General features: G+C 46.1%; 17 protein-coding genes. 12 read left to right on the plus strand and 5 right to left on the minus strand.

Features of this window, described 5'->3' with window-relative positions; all coding sequences use genetic code 11:
* Window positions 1–92 precede the first annotated feature (92 nt).
* The 8 genes from KYK27_RS08710 (at window position 93) to KYK27_RS08740 (ending at window position 5,562) form a co-directional block, all read left to right on the plus strand.
* Window positions 93–1,292, plus strand: a complete 1,200-nt coding sequence (locus KYK27_RS08710; protein WP_199109646.1) for an efflux RND transporter periplasmic adaptor subunit — start codon at window positions 93–95, stop codon at window positions 1,290–1,292.
* 105 nt (window positions 1,293–1,397) lie between these two features.
* The gene (locus KYK27_RS18410; protein WP_255532020.1) at window positions 1,398–1,523 is read left to right on the plus strand and encodes a hypothetical protein; all 126 of its coding nucleotides are present in this window, start codon (window positions 1,398–1,400) and stop codon (window positions 1,521–1,523) included.
* Window positions 1,524–1,526: 3 nt separating this feature from the next.
* Window positions 1,527–2,006 carry a hypothetical protein gene (locus tag KYK27_RS08715; RefSeq protein ID WP_199109647.1) on the plus strand — a complete coding sequence of 160 codons (480 nt, stop codon included), beginning with the start codon at window positions 1,527–1,529 and terminating at the stop codon, window positions 2,004–2,006.
* A gap of 97 nt (window positions 2,007–2,103) precedes the next feature.
* Window positions 2,104–2,733, plus strand: coding sequence for a DUF3347 domain-containing protein (locus KYK27_RS08720; protein WP_233150344.1), 630 nt, complete (start codon window positions 2,104–2,106; stop codon window positions 2,731–2,733).
* Between the two features lie 247 nt (window positions 2,734–2,980).
* The gene (locus KYK27_RS08725; protein WP_233150345.1) at window positions 2,981–4,042 is read left to right on the plus strand and encodes a sialidase family protein; all 1,062 of its coding nucleotides are present in this window, start codon (window positions 2,981–2,983) and stop codon (window positions 4,040–4,042) included.
* A 56-nt stretch (window positions 4,043–4,098) separates the two neighbouring features.
* Window positions 4,099–4,434 carry a hypothetical protein gene (locus KYK27_RS08730; protein ID WP_199109648.1) on the plus strand — a complete coding sequence of 112 codons (336 nt, stop codon included), beginning with the start codon at window positions 4,099–4,101 and terminating at the stop codon, window positions 4,432–4,434.
* Window positions 4,435–4,559: 125 nt separating this feature from the next.
* On the plus strand, window positions 4,560–4,802 hold the full coding sequence (locus tag KYK27_RS08735; protein WP_233150346.1) for a DUF3820 family protein: 243 nt from the start codon (window positions 4,560–4,562) through the stop codon (window positions 4,800–4,802).
* A 58-nt stretch (window positions 4,803–4,860) separates the two neighbouring features.
* The gene (locus tag KYK27_RS08740; protein WP_199109649.1) at window positions 4,861–5,562 is read left to right on the plus strand and encodes a DsbA family oxidoreductase; all 702 of its coding nucleotides are present in this window, start codon (window positions 4,861–4,863) and stop codon (window positions 5,560–5,562) included.
* A 133-nt stretch (window positions 5,563–5,695) separates the two neighbouring features.
* Here the strand turns inward: KYK27_RS08740 and KYK27_RS08745 are convergent, their stop codons facing one another.
* On the minus strand, window positions 5,696–6,712 hold the full coding sequence (locus KYK27_RS08745; protein ID WP_199109650.1) for an NADP-dependent oxidoreductase: 1,017 nt from the start codon (window positions 6,710–6,712) through the stop codon (window positions 5,696–5,698).
* A 232-nt stretch (window positions 6,713–6,944) separates the two neighbouring features.
* Here KYK27_RS08745 and KYK27_RS08750 point away from each other — a divergent pair, with 232 nt between their 5' ends.
* Window positions 6,945–7,487: a hypothetical protein gene (locus tag KYK27_RS08750; protein WP_199109651.1), complete on the plus strand. Its 543-nt coding sequence runs from the start codon at window positions 6,945–6,947 to the stop codon at window positions 7,485–7,487.
* Between the two features lie 3 nt (window positions 7,488–7,490).
* On the opposite strand, the gene KYK27_RS08755 is transcribed toward KYK27_RS08750, so the two are convergent.
* The 4 genes from KYK27_RS08755 to KYK27_RS08770 all read right to left on the minus strand — a co-directional run bounded on the left by KYK27_RS08755 (window position 7,491) and on the right by KYK27_RS08770 (window position 11,164).
* Entirely contained in the window at window positions 7,491–8,171 is a 681-nt protein-coding gene (locus KYK27_RS08755) for an ABC transporter ATP-binding protein (protein ID WP_199109652.1), read from the minus strand.
* A gap of 1 nt (window position 8,172) precedes the next feature.
* Window positions 8,173–9,432: an ABC transporter permease gene (locus KYK27_RS08760; RefSeq protein WP_199109653.1), complete on the minus strand. Its 1,260-nt coding sequence runs from the start codon at window positions 9,430–9,432 to the stop codon at window positions 8,173–8,175.
* Window positions 9,429–10,508, minus strand: coding sequence for an efflux RND transporter periplasmic adaptor subunit (locus tag KYK27_RS08765; RefSeq protein WP_199109654.1), 1,080 nt, complete (start codon window positions 10,506–10,508; stop codon window positions 9,429–9,431). The genes KYK27_RS08760 and KYK27_RS08765 overlap by 4 nt, the downstream gene beginning before the upstream one ends.
* A 95-nt stretch (window positions 10,509–10,603) precedes the next feature.
* On the minus strand, window positions 10,604–11,164 hold the full coding sequence (locus KYK27_RS08770; RefSeq protein ID WP_233150347.1) for a DUF1543 domain-containing protein: 561 nt from the start codon (window positions 11,162–11,164) through the stop codon (window positions 10,604–10,606).
* A gap of 403 nt (window positions 11,165–11,567) precedes the next feature.
* On the opposite strand from KYK27_RS08770, the gene KYK27_RS08775 reads away from it, so the two are divergent.
* From KYK27_RS08775 to KYK27_RS08785, 3 genes are all read left to right on the plus strand, one after another.
* Complete coding sequence (locus tag KYK27_RS08775) at window positions 11,568–13,622, plus strand: PA14 domain-containing protein (RefSeq protein ID WP_199109655.1); 2,055 nt, start codon at window positions 11,568–11,570, stop codon at window positions 13,620–13,622.
* A 117-nt stretch (window positions 13,623–13,739) separates the two neighbouring features.
* Complete coding sequence (locus KYK27_RS08780) at window positions 13,740–14,234, plus strand: VOC family protein (protein WP_199109656.1); 495 nt, start codon at window positions 13,740–13,742, stop codon at window positions 14,232–14,234.
* Between the two features lie 68 nt (window positions 14,235–14,302).
* Complete coding sequence (locus tag KYK27_RS08785) at window positions 14,303–15,784, plus strand: N-acyl-D-amino-acid deacylase family protein (RefSeq protein ID WP_199109657.1); 1,482 nt, start codon at window positions 14,303–14,305, stop codon at window positions 15,782–15,784.
* Window positions 15,785–15,801: the final 17 nt, after the last annotated feature.

A 15,801-nucleotide genomic window follows, 5' to 3' on the forward strand; every position in this document is an offset into this window, starting at 1 on the left:
TGACTTTTGAATAATTGAATAGATGATTCCCAATCCGAACATTCTGATTCCCATTTATTCAATTATTCAGTCATCCAAAATTCAAAATTGAAATGAGACGATATCTGAACATACTTTTCGTGCTGGTAGCTATAGTTGTAGCAGCCTGCTCGATGGAAGAAAAATCACATGTAGAAGGTGAAAAGGCAACCTATACCTGTCCGATGCACCCCCAAATTGTGCAGGATAAACCCGGCACCTGTCCTATCTGCTTTATGGACCTGGTACTGGTAACGCAATCCGGGAAAGAGAACGGGGAGCTAATGCTGAGCGAAAGCCAGATAGCACTCGGCAACATTAAAACAATGCGTATCAAAACCGGTTCAGCTGGCAGTAACACTATACTTACGGGCAAACTGGTACTCGACGAAACGCAGACTGATGTGATCAGCAGCCGTGCAGCCGGACGCGTGGAGAAACTATACCTGAAAGAGAACGGGCAAACTATAAAAAAGGGCCAGCCGCTGTATGAACTATACTCCGAAGAACTCCTGACGCTGCAACGCGAGTATTTGCTGGCGTTAAAGCAGAACCAGGAACTGGGGAAAGAAAATCCAAGGTTTGCTTCGTTCCTGGAGGCTGCTAAAAAGAAGTTGCTGCTGTACGGGTTAACCGAAGGCCAGATCCGTACCCTTGCCAGAACTGAACAGCTTAGCCCCCGCGTAACGTTTGTGGCTCCTGCCAGTGGCGTAGTTACCGAAGTTGCTGCCGCCGAAGGGCAGTATGTAGCCGAAGGCAGTGTGCTTTACAGGTTAGGCAAGCTGGGCAAGATCTGGGTAGAAGCTGAACTATATCCACAGGAAGTGGCAAGTGTTAAAGAAGGAGAGCTGATCAAGGTTGCAGTTGAAGGATTCGGGCAGGAGCCTGTAACGGCAAAAGTAACTTTCATAAGCCCGGAGTTCAGGGCCGGAAGCCAGGTAGTTATTCTTCGTGCCGAATTGCCAAATGCAAACGACCAGTACCTCCCGGGCATGCAGGCCAGCGTTATGATTAAAAACGCTAACGACACTGCCTTAACTCTGCCTACCGATGCCGTGATCCGTGATGAAAAAGGTGCGCATGTATGGGTGCAATCCGGCAAGGACACTTTTAAAGCAAAGATGGTAACGATAGGAGAAGAAAGCGCGGACAACGTGGCGATACTCTCCGGTCTGAAAGAAAACGACAAAGTAGTAGTATCGGGCTCGTACCTGCTTTACAGCGAATTTGTGTTGAAAAAAGGAGCCGACCCGATGGCCGGACATCAGCACTAAACTATAATCTGGACAGCCTGACTAACCCCAACTATAAAAGCAAAATGAAATCCCAACATGCGTTTTGGTGTTGGATGAAGTAGTAACAGTAAAAAAACCACTATCATGAAAGATTGCTGCAAAACCGGAGACGAGCAGGAAGCTAAGAAAAATAACTGGCCAAAACGGCTGCTTTACCTGGCCATAGTACTGGCCCTGGCGCTGGTAATCATCGAACAGATCAATTTTTAACCCATGAAAAAGAACCTGAATTATATCGCTGTATTTGCTGCTGTGCTGCTGGTTTCCTGCTCTTCAGAAAAGGCACCTCAAACACAGGCAGCTGCAACTCCTGAACCGTTAACTGAAATGCCAGCTGAAGGCCATGCCGGCCATATGGCTGCCGCAGGTACGCAGGCGCAGCAAACAGCCGATCCAGCTGAACTGATGACTGGTGATGGATTACCCAAAGACCTGGTTTGTATGGTGAATAATGCCTATATGGGCGGCAAGAAACAGTTCCCGGTTCCTTTTGAAGAAAAGATGTACTATGGCTGCTGCGAGATGTGCGTGAAGACCATTAAAAATGAGCGCGAAGTACGCTATGCAAAAGACCCGGTAACAGGCCAGGAAATAGACAAAGCAGAAGCATTCATTGCCCTGAAACCCGGCAGTGCCAACGGCGATGTGCTGTACTTTGCATCCGAAGAGAACTATAAGAAATATGTACAGTAGCCCTGCTTGCTAGCTGCTATAGTTAAGTATAGCAGGCAAGTCCACTACTTTTCAAAATGAATCACTAACTTTAAACTTTATACCAAGTCAAACCATCATGAAGAAAACAGTTGTAGCAGCTGCTCTTGCAGCATTTGTATTTACTTCTTGTTCTGATACAAAACAGGAAAATTCTGCGGAAACCGGTAACATGGAGCACCACGAAGGCATGGCGCACGGCGACAACATGCCTGCTGAAAGCAAAGTAGTGGTAGAAACTCCGGATTATACAGCAGTAGCTGCGCCGGTAAAAGAGCAGCTAACAGTTGTAGTTGATAATTACCTGAAACTGAAAGATAACCTGGTAGCCTCTGACGCTAAAAAAGCACAGGAAGATGCCAAAGCTATAGTTGCTGCCGCAAATAAAGTAGAAGTAACCGGCCTGGAAGGCGAACAGAAGACGTTTGCTGAAGAAAGACTGAGTGAAGTAAAGCAAGCTGCTTCCGCGATGGCAGAAGCTGCTGACCTGGATCTGCAGCGCGCACAGCTGGAACTGCTTTCTGAAGCTACGTTTGCGTTATCCAAAGCTTTTGGTGCTGCCAGCCAGACACTCTACTACCAGCATTGCCCGATGGCCAACAACGACCAGGGCGCTTACTGGCTCAGCTCAAACGAGGAAATCCGTAACCCGTATTTCGGCGATCAAATGCTGAAGTGCGGAAGCAACGAAGAAGTTTTCAAAAAGTAATTTTATAGTTACTGATCAAAAAAGAGGCACTAACTAAAGTGCCTCTTTTTTTTGTGCCCAATATTTAATTTCAAACTATAGTTACCCGGCGCACTATCAGCAATCCTGTTCTGCTGCATTTCCGAAATCTGTTTTCAACTCCTTTTGAGGCCGGCAATCGATAAGCCTATAGTTGCCAGGCAGAAACTGAAAACATTACAGAAAATATACTAACTTACAAACTACAACTGCAATCATAAACCACCTGATGAAGACAACTCTACACCTGCTACCATTTGCGCTGCTGTTATTCCTGAACTTTGCCTGTAACTCCCCTGCTACCGAAACAAATACCCAACTGCTGGCAAAAGGCCGCCAGCCGCAACTTTCTGTTGATGCGGATGGCATAACCCGCGTAGTGTATGGCCTGGAGGAGAACATCTACTGCGCTACTTCCACAGACAACGGGCAGAGCTTTACAGAACCAGAATTGGTTGGCACCGTCCCGGGACTTTTGTTAGGGATGTCGATGGGTCCTCAGATCGCGAGTTCGGCCAACTATACGCTTGTTACTGCTATCGACAAAAAAGGAAATATCCACTCGTTCAGCCTGGATCATGGAACCGGGAAATGGGAGAAAGCTGCCGGTGTAAACGATGTGCCGCAGGTTGCTGCCGAAGGCCTGATGAGCATTGCCTCCGACGCAAACGACAATTTTTATGCCCTGTGGCTTGATATCAGAAATAACAAACAAAACAAGATTGCACTGGCTACTGCTTCCGGCCCTGCTACTACCTGGTCTGCAAATCGCATTGTATATGAGTCCCCGGATAGCACGGTTTGTGAATGCTGCAAGCCAAGCATCGTTGTAAATGACAGAGAAGTAAACCTGATGTTCCGTAACTGGCTGAACGGTTCGCGCGACTTTTATTTTACAAGCTCAACAAACGGCGGCAAAACCTTTACGACTCCACAGAAATTAGGCAATGAAACCTGGAAAGTGGAAGGCTGCCCGATGGATGGTGGTGGCCTGGTGTTAGACGAAAGCGACAGTGTGCATACGGCCTGGCAACGCGATGGCAACATTTATTATGCCCAGCCCGGCAAAGCCGAAGTAGCAGTTGGCAAAGGTCGTAACTGCCGCATAAGTGGTGGCACTAATCCTGCCATTACCTGGAAAGACGGCGATGACCTGAAACTTAAATTCCTGCACTCCAAAGCGGTACAAACTATAGGCGAAGGCAGCTACATCGAAACAATCGAAATGCCCGACAAACGAATCCTTTGTGTTTGGGAGAATGACAAAGAATTGTTCTTCAAAAGAATTTGAGATTTACGATAGAACCCGTTGCGGCAGGCGCGTATACTACAGTTAAAAAATAGCTGATGAATTTTGAGATCAAAGATTTCATAAATAACCTGCCTCCCCAGATTACTCGACAGGAACTTGCCACCTTAATTTACGAGGAGATTCGTGCCGCTGAAAACATGAAAGTCGGTTACCTGGACCAGGCCACTGAAAATCCGCAGTTCTATGTTACTATTACCAGGCAGCTCGACAATTATATCAACAACATGAAAGTGTTGCATAACACACTTTCACCCACAGTTATGGCGCTGGATCAGGAAGTTTATTCCTCGGAACAGACCGATCTGGACCAGATCATGGAACTGGCAAAGCGTATTGAAAAAATGGAAAGAGACCGGTTTCCCAAAGGCTGATCAAACTATAATTTTCTGTTTCTGCACAGCTTTGCAGTTTATCCTGGCACCATATTTTAAGCTATCTTTGAGTTTTAAAACACACCAACTATAGCGGCTTTTCTTACAGAAACCTGCGTTTGCTTATGGAGAATTTAGGGATGGATCCGCAACTGCTTGTGGACCTGGTTAAGATGAAAATGCCGTTCGGTAAATACAAAAACACCTTTATCAGCGATCTGCCGGTTTCTTACCTGGAGTGGTTTCAGCGTAAGGGCTTTCCGGAGGGAAAACTGGGGATGTTGCTGGCCACAGCCTACGAAATAAAACTAAATGGCCTCGAATTTTTGTTAACACCTATAAAGCGAAACAGCAGGCGAATCAGGTAAACTATAGTTTATAACATTTTGCAAACCTGCCTGTTTTGGAGTCATAAAGCATAAAGACATGAGTAAACAAAAAATAAAGATCGATATAGTTTCAGATATTAACTGCCCGTGGTGCTATGTGGGCGAACAGCGCCTGAACAGTGCCCTGGCTACAGCTAAAGACAACTATGAATTTGAGGTTGCCTTTAAACCCTTCGAACTGAACGCTGCCATTGCCCCGGAAGGTATGGACAAGGTCGAGTATTTTAAAAATAACTATGGTCCGCAGATAGTATCCCAAATCGGTGCTATGAACCAGCGCCTGGCAGATACAGGGAAAGAAGTTGGGATAGAATTTAACTTTGATAAGCAGACAAGGATCAATAACACCTTTAACGGCCACAGGCTTATCTGGCTTGCCGGCGAGTATGGCGTGCAGGATAAAGTAGCAGAAGCATTATTCTATAGTTACTTTACTGAAGGCAACAACATGAACGACACAGCCCTGCTTAAAAAGATAGGAACTGAAAACGGAATACCAGCCGACAAACTGGAGAACTTCTTTGAAAGCGAAGAAGGCAAAAAGGAAGTTCGGGAAATGGAGCAGTGGGCTCAGGCTTCGGGCATTACCGGTGTACCGGCCTTTATTATAAACGACCAGTACCTGATTAGCGGCGCCCAACCATCCGAAGTGTTCCACCAGGCATTTGCGCAGATAGCCCCTACCCTGCAACAAATCAACACCGAAGGAGACAGCTGCAGCATTGACGGCAATTGCTAAACTATAGCAAACTATAAACTATAAAAGCACCTGTAACCGGGTGCTTTTATAGTTTAAAACCTACCTCTGTTAAATGCTTTTCGGTGCATGAAAACAAGTCAGCTAAATGCAACAACTCTTATTCCGCGGCACGCTAGCTACCGCTATAGTCTGCTACTTTAACGAGCTGCTTTCCTATATTCTCCCCTGAGAACAAACCTAAGAAGGCATGTGGCAACTGGTCAAAACCTTCTGCAATTGTTTCTTCATATTTCAGCTTTCCTTCCTGTATCCAACCTGTGAGTACTGAGGCGGCTTCTACAAACCTGTCTGCGTAGTCGCTCACTATAAATCCCTTCATCAGCGACTTGGTTTTAAGTAAAATAGGTTCAACACGTGGTCCTATTGGTGGCGTAGTAGCATTGTATAAAGCGATCTGCCCGCACACTGCAATTCGGGCAAAGTTGTTCAGCAAACTATAAACAGCGTCAGATATCTCCCCTCCTACATTATCAAAATAAACATCCACCCCATCCGGGCACGCAGCTTTCAGCGCACTGCGCATATCAGAAGTACTTTTATAGTTTATCGCTTCATCAAAGCCCAATTCCTGTTTCAGGTAATCTACTTTATCATCAGAACCCGCTATGCCTATCACCCGGCACCCTTTCAGCTTCGCTATCTGCCCTACAACAGTGCCTACCGCACCAGCTGCCCCGGATACCACCACTGTCTCGTCCGGTTTAGGGTCGCCAATAAAAAGCAATCCGCAATAAGCCGTGAGACCTGGCATACCCAGGATACCTAGATAATAGCTCAATGGGGCAATGTCCGGGTCTATCGCCGTCAGTCCTCTGCCCTCAGAGATACTATAGGTTTGCCAGGGCAGATTGCCCAACACTACGCTACCTTGCGGCAGTTTTGCATGGCGGCTTTCCGTTACCTCAGCTATGATACCACCCACTATAGGCTCGTGCAGCTTATAAGGTGGCACATACGATTTTGCATCGCTCATGCGCCCCCGCATGTAAGGGTCTACAGAAATGTAAAGTGCTTTCAGCAGAACCTGTCCATCCTGCAGCTCAGGTAATTCCTCTTCCGTAAATTTAAAAGTGCTGTCGGTGGGCAGGCCCTGTGGGCGTTCGTTCAGTAAAATGGTTCTTGTTTTCATAGATGATCCTGATCGGGTTAAACTCTTTACACGCAGAAGCAAAGTCAGTAGTTATTGTTTTTAAAATATGCAGAAGCTTACGATTTTAACTTTTACTACCCGACACGATCAAAATCCAACTATAGCCTTCTTTATCAATCAATTATAATAATAAAAACATTAAATTATTGACCGCAAGTCGAACCAATACTTTTTAAACTTAGTTTTGTATACTTAAAGCAGGTTATAATCAATGGAGTATCGTTTTATTCATCATTGGCAGTATGAACCCGGCGAAAAGGAGAATTTGATCCTGGAAGAAGCTATTGCCCTTATCGACAAAGAAAGAAGCGACACCTTTCTGACTGATCTGGCTGCGTTCATTTCTGAAAAGGCGCGGGCAAAATATGTACTTATTGGCTTGCTGACCGATGATGCCCAAAAAGCCCATTCCTGTGCCTTTCTGCGGGAAAACCAGGTACTCAACAATATATCCTATCACCTGAAAGGCACTCCATGCAACGAAGTAATCACACAGCGTTTCTGCTACTTCCCGGTTGATGTTTCGGATAGTTTCCCTACAGATGTTGAATTGAAGGAACTGGGCATTGAAAGTTATCTGGGCAGTTTACTATTATCGGATGCGGGCGAAGCCATCGGGCTGATCACATTGATGGACGAAAAGCCCTTGGAGAATGCAGCTTTTGCCGAACACCTGATCCTAGTCCTGAGCCCTGCCATTGAAGAAGAATTAATCAGACTGAAAGAGAAAACTGAGCAGAAAATTGCAGGCTGATACTTAATGCCTGATAATCCTGCCATCTTCCATTTCGATGATGCGGCCGCTGCGCTCGGCAAATCCCTGGTCGTGGGTAACTATAAGCAAGGTCTGGTTATGCACATCGGCCAGTTCATGAAATATCTCAAATACCATCTCGCTGTTTTTGGTATCCAGGTTCCCGGTTGGCTCGTCGCCCATTACAATATGCGGATCATTGATCAGGGCACGGGCTATAGCTACACGCTGCTTTTCGCCACCTGATATACGGTACGCCTCTTTGGTTGCCAGGTGATCTATGCCCAGCATTTTCAATTTCTCGAGTGCCCGGTGTTCTACTTCCTGTTCGCTGTATCTGCCTAATTTTAAGCCCGGCAGCATAACATTCCGGATAACCGAGAACTCGTTGAGTAGGTAATGAAACTGGAATACAAAACCGATCTTTTCGTTACGAATTCGCGCCAGCTCCACATCACTCCTGCCGGTCATCAGTTCCTGATCTATCAGCAGCTCGCCTTTATAGTCCGTATCCATCGTTGACAGGATGTAGAGCAGCGTAGACTTGCCGCAACCCGACTTCCCGATAACAGAAACAAACTCTCCCTTGGTAATTTTAAAAGTAATATCAGTGAGCACCTGCACCGTTACCGGGTCATGAAACTCCTTTACAATGTGGCGCGCCTCCAGTATCGTATCCTGCATGTTATTTGCCTCTTATAATTTCTACAGGGTCAACCCGGCTGGCTTTTCGTGCCGGAAAAAATCCTGCAAAATACGTGGTGATCAATGAAAAGAAGCCGCCGATAAAATAAAAGATCGGGCTATAATTTACCGGGTATGTTTTTACAGTTGGCAGCGCAGCCGTAACAAATGGTATGTTATCTATAATGACCGAAAAGATAAAGCCGAACAGCAACCCGACCATCCCACCAAAGAAACCAATGCTCAGCGCAATCACCAGGAACACGCTGTTTACATCCCTACCGGAAAAACCGGTGGCTTTCAGAATCGCAATGGAATCCATTTTTTCATAGATCATCATGTTCAGGATGTTGAAAATACCAAAGCCCGCAACTATAAGCAGTGTTATTCCAACGGCATACGAGATAATAGACCGCACATTGCTGCCTGTTTCAAACTGCGAATTGGCTGTCTGAATGTCTTCGGCGTCTATGTTAAACTTTTGCCTGTATTCCTGGGCAACGGCCGGGGCCATTGCAAGGTCGTAGAGCTTTACCTGTATGTCTGTGATGTAGTTGGCTGGCTTGCCCATCAGCTTTTGAGCGGTAACTATAGAAGCATAGCTCTGCACCTTATCAATTTCCTGGATGCCCGACTGAAAATAACCAACCACCTTTAGCGGGAACCGTTCGCCCTGCACCGTGGTTACCTGCACCACATCGCCAATATCCGCGGCCAGAATGTCGGCAAGGCCTTTGCCTAAAATAATGCTGTTGGCCACGTTCTTCGCATTAATAGCATTGCCTGCGGTCACATAATCCCGGAATTTAAAAAGGCGCATCTCTTCCTCTACATCTACTCCGTTTATTACACCGGTAATATCTATAGTTCCTTCGTTAAAGAATACCTGTGTTGTTACTTTGGGGGTAGCTCCCAGCACGCGCGGGTCGTTTTTTACTGCCTGCAAAATAGGGCCGCTATTATAGATCTCCTGCCGGCTGATCCCGGATTTTATGGAACTGATGAAGTTATAAGAATCTTTAAAAGCTGCCGCTGAATTGATGGGTTGGTCTTCGCTTGGTTTGATCTCGTTGTAAAGGCGTACATGGGGCGTTCGGTTCAGGATCAGGCCATCGAGCAGGTCGTTGAGGCCATTCATGAAACTGAGCAGCGTAATGAACATGGCAATACTGAACGTAACGCCAACGGCAGCCACCAGCGTTTGTCCCAGCCTTGCCAGCAACAGCGATTTAGCTATCCCGAAAATTAGCTTTGCGTTCATTGTGCCGGTTTTACGATCACATCCTCTTTGGTCAGCCCTTCCAGTATCTCAACTTTCTGATAGTCTTTCAGCCCTGTTTTAACCTGTACTTTTTCATTGTCCTCGTTCAGCACATAAGTACCGTCAACCAGGTACTCCCGCGGAATGATAAGTGCGTTTTCTTTGCGCCGTATAACAATGTTGGCCTCAGTGGTAAGGTTGGGATAAAGTGCAGGCGGTGAGGTAACAAAACTGGCTTCCACAGTAAAGGAACGGGTTCTTTCGTTCATGGCCGGATTCACTTTAGTTACTTTTGCTTCAAACACCTGTCCTTTATAACTATCTAAGTTCAGCATCACCTGCTGGCCTGGTTTTATGCGGGCAATGTCATATTCATCCACCTGCAGTTCCAGAATAAAATCATTAGCGGCACCAATTACAGCAACCGGCATTTGCGGGCTCACCATCTCCCCTTTTTCTTTCAGGACACTATACACCTTGCCATCTGTCTCGCTTCTCACCGTGTAGTCACCCGTCACGGTCTCACTAATCTGCAAATTCTTCTGCGATTGTTTTGCCGCAAAGTCGAGCTGTTTCTTAAGGTCTCTGTAGCGTAATATGGCAGATTGCAGCGCTGTAACCGAGTTTTTATAGCTTAGCTCCCGCTGCTCGAGCTCTACGCGGGTGCCTATTTTGTTTGCCCACAGGTTGCGTTGCCGTACCAACAGAAGCGAGTCGTTTTGTTTCTTGCTTCTGGCCAGGTCTATTGTTTCCTGCAGTTCGCTTAGTTTGGCTGTGTTGGCACCTACACTAGAGTATTCGGCAGCTATGCGGGCATTTTCGGTACTTAACCGGGCGGCTTCGTTGTCTATTTTCAGCAGCGGGTCGCCCTTCTTAACAACATCGCCTTCGGTAACCAATAGCTGCTGTATTATACCGCTTACTGTCGGGAAAACCTGGTACTGATCCCTGCTTTTCACCACACCCGATGCATACACCGATTCTGTAATAGCCTCTACTGTTGGCTGGGTGGTTTCCTGCTTACCTGTGCAGGCATTCAGTAGAAGCAAAAAAACAAATGGAAAGTATCGTTTCATGTAGGGATTACATAGTTCCGGTTACCTGTTCTGCAGTTACCTGCATGCTTACAAACAGCCTGAGCCGGCATAAGTTTTATGCTGCCAAGTTAAGTTTATAGTTTATCAAACGGAAAATAACCAAGGTATAGTTTATCGGTTCCGGGGCTGTTTGTGGGTGTAATACGCAAACTATAGAGGTCTTTTAAATCAGGGGCAAGAATCTCCTTTACCTGGTGCAGATCATCTACGTCCACGCCAAACTTATCGTCTATGTGTGCTGGTGCTTCCTTAAAACCTGTATGCTTGTAAAATGCTGATTGCTTTGCTACCCGCAACGCCTCATTTTTATTTTTCGCCACCACCAGCAACCTGTAATGAAACTCATCAAACTCGCCTTGCTTATAGCCGCCCAGGTTCAGGAAATATAAACTATAGCCATCGTTCTCCATAGGTGTTTCCTGCTTTGGTAAAACCTCAATCTTCCAGGTATCAACTATAGTTATTTCGCGCCAGGCATCTACATGCATTTTGCCTGCCCCGGGCCAGAACTTTTTAAGCTGCGGTATCAGGACTTTTATAGTTTGCCCTATTCCGAAAAACACATCGTGCTGTTCAGTGTTTCTGCCAGGTGGCCGGCATCCCACCATCACCATAAATAATTTTTGCTCTGTCATACCTAAAAAACGCTGCTCCTGATTTATAGTTTTTTAACACAGATTGCTTTAAAACCTCAAACTATATAATATCCTATTTATTTAATATTATAAATTTTATTAAAATTTTATGAGAAAAAACAGTGCAATTAATATGCTGACTCCAGGGGTTTAGAAATTACACTTTAGCAAGCATAAACTATGAGTACATCCTCATTTAACTGTATATCAACATTTTATTATTTGATTCTTCGATTTAAAGTTTCGTGCAATTAGTAACCCCATAATTTTGCACTTTACTAAACATTTGCTTTAATAATTTGCATTTATTTAATTTTAAATGATAGATTTGCTACCGTTTATCATATTTTTCTAGTCTTTAATATTAGTATTGTTATATATTGTCCAACTTTACAAGTTCGCTATGGTACTGAGAAATGTGTACTCCAAAACGGTTCTTAATTTCATTTTTCACATCCGGCCGGTTCTGATCCTGGCCCTTTTACTCTCTCCAATTTATTCAAAAGCCCAGACCTACAGTGGCCCCATTGTCATTACAAAAGGCGGTACGTACACCGGTAACTGGGAGTCAACCAACTCAGATGTAGCAGCAGTCGATATCCGTACAACAGAGCCTGTCGTTATCATCAACTCCAATGTTCGGGGCGCTGGCTTCCTGATAAAAAGCTGGTACTATGCAGCCGATATAACGGTAAAGAATACGAACGGCTACGGTATTACACCTACTCCTACTTCAGACTACCCCAAGACCCGACGCTTTGTAACACTGAATGATTTCAGAAACCTGGTAGTTGAGAACTGTTACATGGAAAGCACTACCGGCATTGTGTTAGGAGATGATTATCGTGGAGACGGCTCTACAAATCAGACGATCAAGATCCGGTATAACAAAGTGAAGAACATTGACGGGCGTGTGTACGGCGGCAAAATGCACGCACAGTTTGTGCAGTTTAACTACAGAGGCCAGGTACCCCATGTAGAGGTGGCTTGGAACCAGGTGATCAATGAACCAAACAAATCTGTGAAGGAAGATAACATCAACATTTATAACTCACGTGGCACCCCATCATCACCAATCAGGATACATAATAACTACATACAGGGCGCTTACCCTGTAAATGCGCAGGCCAGCAGCTTTTCCGGTGGAGGTATTCTGACGGACAGTGATGGCAATGCTGACAGATGCCCGGCCTTTATTGAAGCATATGATAACCAGCTGGTGAACCTTGGCAACTATTCTATGGGCATTGCGGCCGGGCATAACATCCGCTATCATCATAACAGGGTTATAAACTCTGCTACCTTCGATGACGGTTCCCGCTTTAACATGTATACTTCCGGGGTGTGGAGTAAAGACTATGAAAAGACCGGGATTACCTATTCCAACTCCATCGACAACAATACCCTTGGGGTAATGGCCTGGAACTGGCCAAACGACAGAAGAGACATATCCGATATGTCGGGCGCTTCGGCAGAGAACAATACCTCTTTACCGGGTATTATTACCAAGCAGCATGAACGCGATGAGTTTACGTTGTGGCAGCAAAAACTGAGCAGCAAAGGCATTGTGGTAGGCCCGGGCGGATCTGGGGAAGGTGTACCAACTACAACTCCGGCTCCAACACCGGAACCAACGCCGACTCCTGAACCAACTCCGGAACCAGGCACTACTGTAAGTGGCACAGGGGTGATCATCAGCGAAATGTGGACGAACATCCAGATAGAAAATGTAAGTGAGATACCTGTGAACCAGGCGCCTGCCAGCACGAAAGAACTTAAAATATTTGAATCGCATAGCAATGTGGCTGATCATTATGGACAGCGTATACGAGGATATATAACAGCACCTGCCAGCGGGCAATATACTTTCTGGATTGCAGGCGACAATAACGCTGAACTCTACCTGAGCACGTCCGAAGACCCGGCACAAAAGAAAAGAATAGCTTATGTAAATGGCTATACCGGCAGCCGCGAATGGACCAAGCAATCGTCGCAAAGGTCGGTAGCCATTGTGCTGGAAGCCGGCAAACGCTATTACGTTGAAGTATTGCATGTGGAAGGAAAAGGAGAAGATAACGTAGCTGTAGGATGGCAGTTACCGGATGGCACCCTGGAAAGACCAATTGCAGGTAACAGACTGTCGCCGATGGGTTCTGCCGCCGCCCCTGCTCCCACTCCGGCACCTACGCCTCCTGTTACAGTTGTGGAGGCTACCACTTACCCCAATCCGTTTAAAAATGTATTAGTACTTGATATGGGCAACCAGCAAGTTACCTTAAAGCAGGTGGTGATCCTGACACCGGAAGGCGTGCTGAAATACAATGTACCCAATGTGCAACTGGTTGAAAACAAACTGGAAATTAACCTGGCAAAAGCAAGGCTTAACCCCGGAATGTATTTCCTGAAATACACAGACAGCACGGGTTTGAGCAAGACCATACGGATCGTAAAAGAATAAAAACTATAGACAGGCACTTCCACACAGAAGTGCCTGTTTTTTTACTGTACGGCTGGTTGTCAGTTATTACCTTTTCATCGCGCTTTATAGTATAAGGTATAAAAATGTAGCCAGTTTATGGAAGACAACTATAAAGTACCCGCAAAAACCTGTATCGGCCATGTGCATTTAAAAGTATCTGACCTGCAACGTGCCATGGACTTTTATACCGGCCTGCTTGGCTTTGAACTGATGCAGATGTATGGCAAGGAAGCAGCTTTTGTATCTGCCGGTGGTTATCATCACCACATCGGACTTAATACCTGGTACAGCAAAGGCGGAGGCCCGGCACCACGCAATACGGCTGGTCTTTTTCATGCAGCCATTCTTTACCCTACCCGTAAAGACCTTGCAGCTATAGTTAAACGGTTGCTGGAAGCCAATTATCCGCTTACAGGTGCCTCCGACCACGGTGTCTCGGAAGCCATTTACCTCAACGACCCCGACCAGAACGGCCTCGAACTATACTGGGACCGCCCGCGCGATGAATGGCCCAGAACCGAAGATGGCTCTGTAAATATGTTCACCGAACGCCTTGACCTGGAAGACCTGTTGAAAGAGTTGGAAAGATAGGCCGGTTTATAGTTTGCTTTTCAAAAATCAGTAAGTTCGTATAAGCAAATAAACAAGAGCCAACACCCATGACTTACGACCTGCTGATAACCGGCGCAACTATACACGATGGAACAGGAAAGACCCCTTATATTGCTGATGTATGGGTAAAAGAGGATGAGATCGTACTGATCGGGAAACACAACGCCACATCGTATACCGCAAAAAGGATTATTGATGGAAACGGCCTTTTGCTTACACCCGGTTTTATAGATGCACATGCCCATGGCGAGCCTTTCAAAACACCGGAGTTCGCTAATTTTCTGGCGATGGGCGTAACGACCATTTGCCTGGGCCAGGACGGTTTCAGCCCCGACCTGAGCGAAGACAGCTATAGTTCGGGAGAGCCCTTGAGCAGTTGGATGAACCGTGTAGATGAGCTGCAGCCCGGCGTAAATATTGTGATGTTTGCAGGCCACAATACCATCCGGATGCAGAGCGGGGCCAAGTATAAACCGGAACCTACGGAAGAAGACTTTGCCGAAATGGAGCAGCTGCTGCACGAAGGCATGGACCTGGGCTGTTTCGGGATGACAACCGGACTGGAATATAATCCCGGCTTCAACTGCAAAACTCCTGAACTGGACAGGCTGGCAAAAATCGTAGGCGAACGGGGCGGCATAATCATGAGCCACATGCGTAGCGAGAACGATGCAACTATAGTTCCGGCTATTGAAGAACTGCTATCGCAGGGAAAATACTGCCCGGTGCAGATATCGCATATAAAAGTGGTGTATGGCAAAGGTACCAGCCGTGCTGAAGAGATATGTAACTTATTGGATGATGCCCGCTCAAAAGGGATTAAAGCATCCGCTGATTTTTATCCTTATACCGCCAGTTACACCTCTATCGAAATCCTGTTTCCGGACTGGGCCAAACTGCCTAATAACTACGAGGAAATAAAAGCTACACGCGGTGAAGAACTGAAGCAATTCCTGAAGGAAAAGATAATTTCCCGCAATGGCCCGGAAGCTACTTTACTGGGAACCGGACCTTATGCAGGTAAAACCTTGGGGCAGGTAGCTACAGAGCTTAACAAACCATTTGAAGAAGTGCTGCGCGATGATATTGGACCTTATGGTGCATTTGGTGCTTATTTTATAATGGATGAGGCCCTGCAGGATACTTTGCTAAAATACCCACACACGATGCTTTGTACTGATGGTAGTCCATTTATGAACCATCCGCGCAGCTTCGGCTCGTTTGCGAAGATGATCGAGACCTTTGTGTTTGAAAAGCAATTATTTTCGCTGGAAGAAGGCATTCGCAAAATGACCGGCCTGACCGCTGAAACGATAGGCATACCGGATCGTGGTTTTATAATGCCCGGCTACAAAGCAGACCTGTTACTCTTCGACCCGTCAGAAATAAAAGCAAATGCCACTTATGAGGAGCCGATGCAGTTAAGTACAGGTTTCAGGTATGTTATAGTGAATGGAAAAGTGGTAAAAGAACAGGAAGATCTCACAGGCGAGCGTGCCGGCCGTGTCCTGCGAAAGCCGCAACTATAAATTGCGTAACTTGCGCC

This window comes from Pontibacter populi, from assembly GCF_019336435.1.
Classification (GTDB): domain Bacteria; phylum Bacteroidota; class Bacteroidia; order Cytophagales; family Hymenobacteraceae; genus Pontibacter; species Pontibacter humidus.

Bases quoted from the DNA above. Each gene is read 5' to 3' on its own strand.
- KYK27_RS08710 (WP_199109646.1), top strand. From the start codon at position 93: ATGAGACGATATCTGAACATACTTTTCGTGCTGGTAGCTATAGTTGTA.
- KYK27_RS18410 (WP_255532020.1), top strand. From the start codon at position 1,398: ATGAAAGATTGCTGCAAAACCGGAGACGAGCAGGAAGCTAAGAAAAAT.
- KYK27_RS08715 (WP_199109647.1), top strand. From the start codon at position 1,527: ATGAAAAAGAACCTGAATTATATCGCTGTATTTGCTGCTGTGCTGCTG.
- KYK27_RS08720 (WP_233150344.1), top strand. From the start codon at position 2,104: ATGAAGAAAACAGTTGTAGCAGCTGCTCTTGCAGCATTTGTATTTACT.
- KYK27_RS08725 (WP_233150345.1), top strand. From the start codon at position 2,981: ATGAAGACAACTCTACACCTGCTACCATTTGCGCTGCTGTTATTCCTG.
- KYK27_RS08730 (WP_199109648.1), top strand. From the start codon at position 4,099: ATGAATTTTGAGATCAAAGATTTCATAAATAACCTGCCTCCCCAGATT.
- KYK27_RS08735 (WP_233150346.1), top strand. From the start codon at position 4,560: ATGGAGAATTTAGGGATGGATCCGCAACTGCTTGTGGACCTGGTTAAG.
- KYK27_RS08740 (WP_199109649.1), top strand. From the start codon at position 4,861: ATGAGTAAACAAAAAATAAAGATCGATATAGTTTCAGATATTAACTGC.
- KYK27_RS08745 (WP_199109650.1), bottom strand. From the start codon at position 6,712: ATGAAAACAAGAACCATTTTACTGAACGAACGCCCACAGGGCCTGCCC.
- KYK27_RS08750 (WP_199109651.1), top strand. From the start codon at position 6,945: ATGGAGTATCGTTTTATTCATCATTGGCAGTATGAACCCGGCGAAAAG.
- KYK27_RS08755 (WP_199109652.1), bottom strand. From the start codon at position 8,171: ATGCAGGATACGATACTGGAGGCGCGCCACATTGTAAAGGAGTTTCAT.
- KYK27_RS08760 (WP_199109653.1), bottom strand. From the start codon at position 9,432: ATGAACGCAAAGCTAATTTTCGGGATAGCTAAATCGCTGTTGCTGGCA.
- KYK27_RS08765 (WP_199109654.1), bottom strand. From the start codon at position 10,508: ATGAAACGATACTTTCCATTTGTTTTTTTGCTTCTACTGAATGCCTGC.
- KYK27_RS08770 (WP_233150347.1), bottom strand. From the start codon at position 11,164: ATGACAGAGCAAAAATTATTTATGGTGATGGTGGGATGCCGGCCACCT.
- KYK27_RS08775 (WP_199109655.1), top strand. From the start codon at position 11,568: ATGGTACTGAGAAATGTGTACTCCAAAACGGTTCTTAATTTCATTTTT.
- KYK27_RS08780 (WP_199109656.1), top strand. From the start codon at position 13,740: ATGGAAGACAACTATAAAGTACCCGCAAAAACCTGTATCGGCCATGTG.
- KYK27_RS08785 (WP_199109657.1), top strand. From the start codon at position 14,303: ATGACTTACGACCTGCTGATAACCGGCGCAACTATACACGATGGAACA.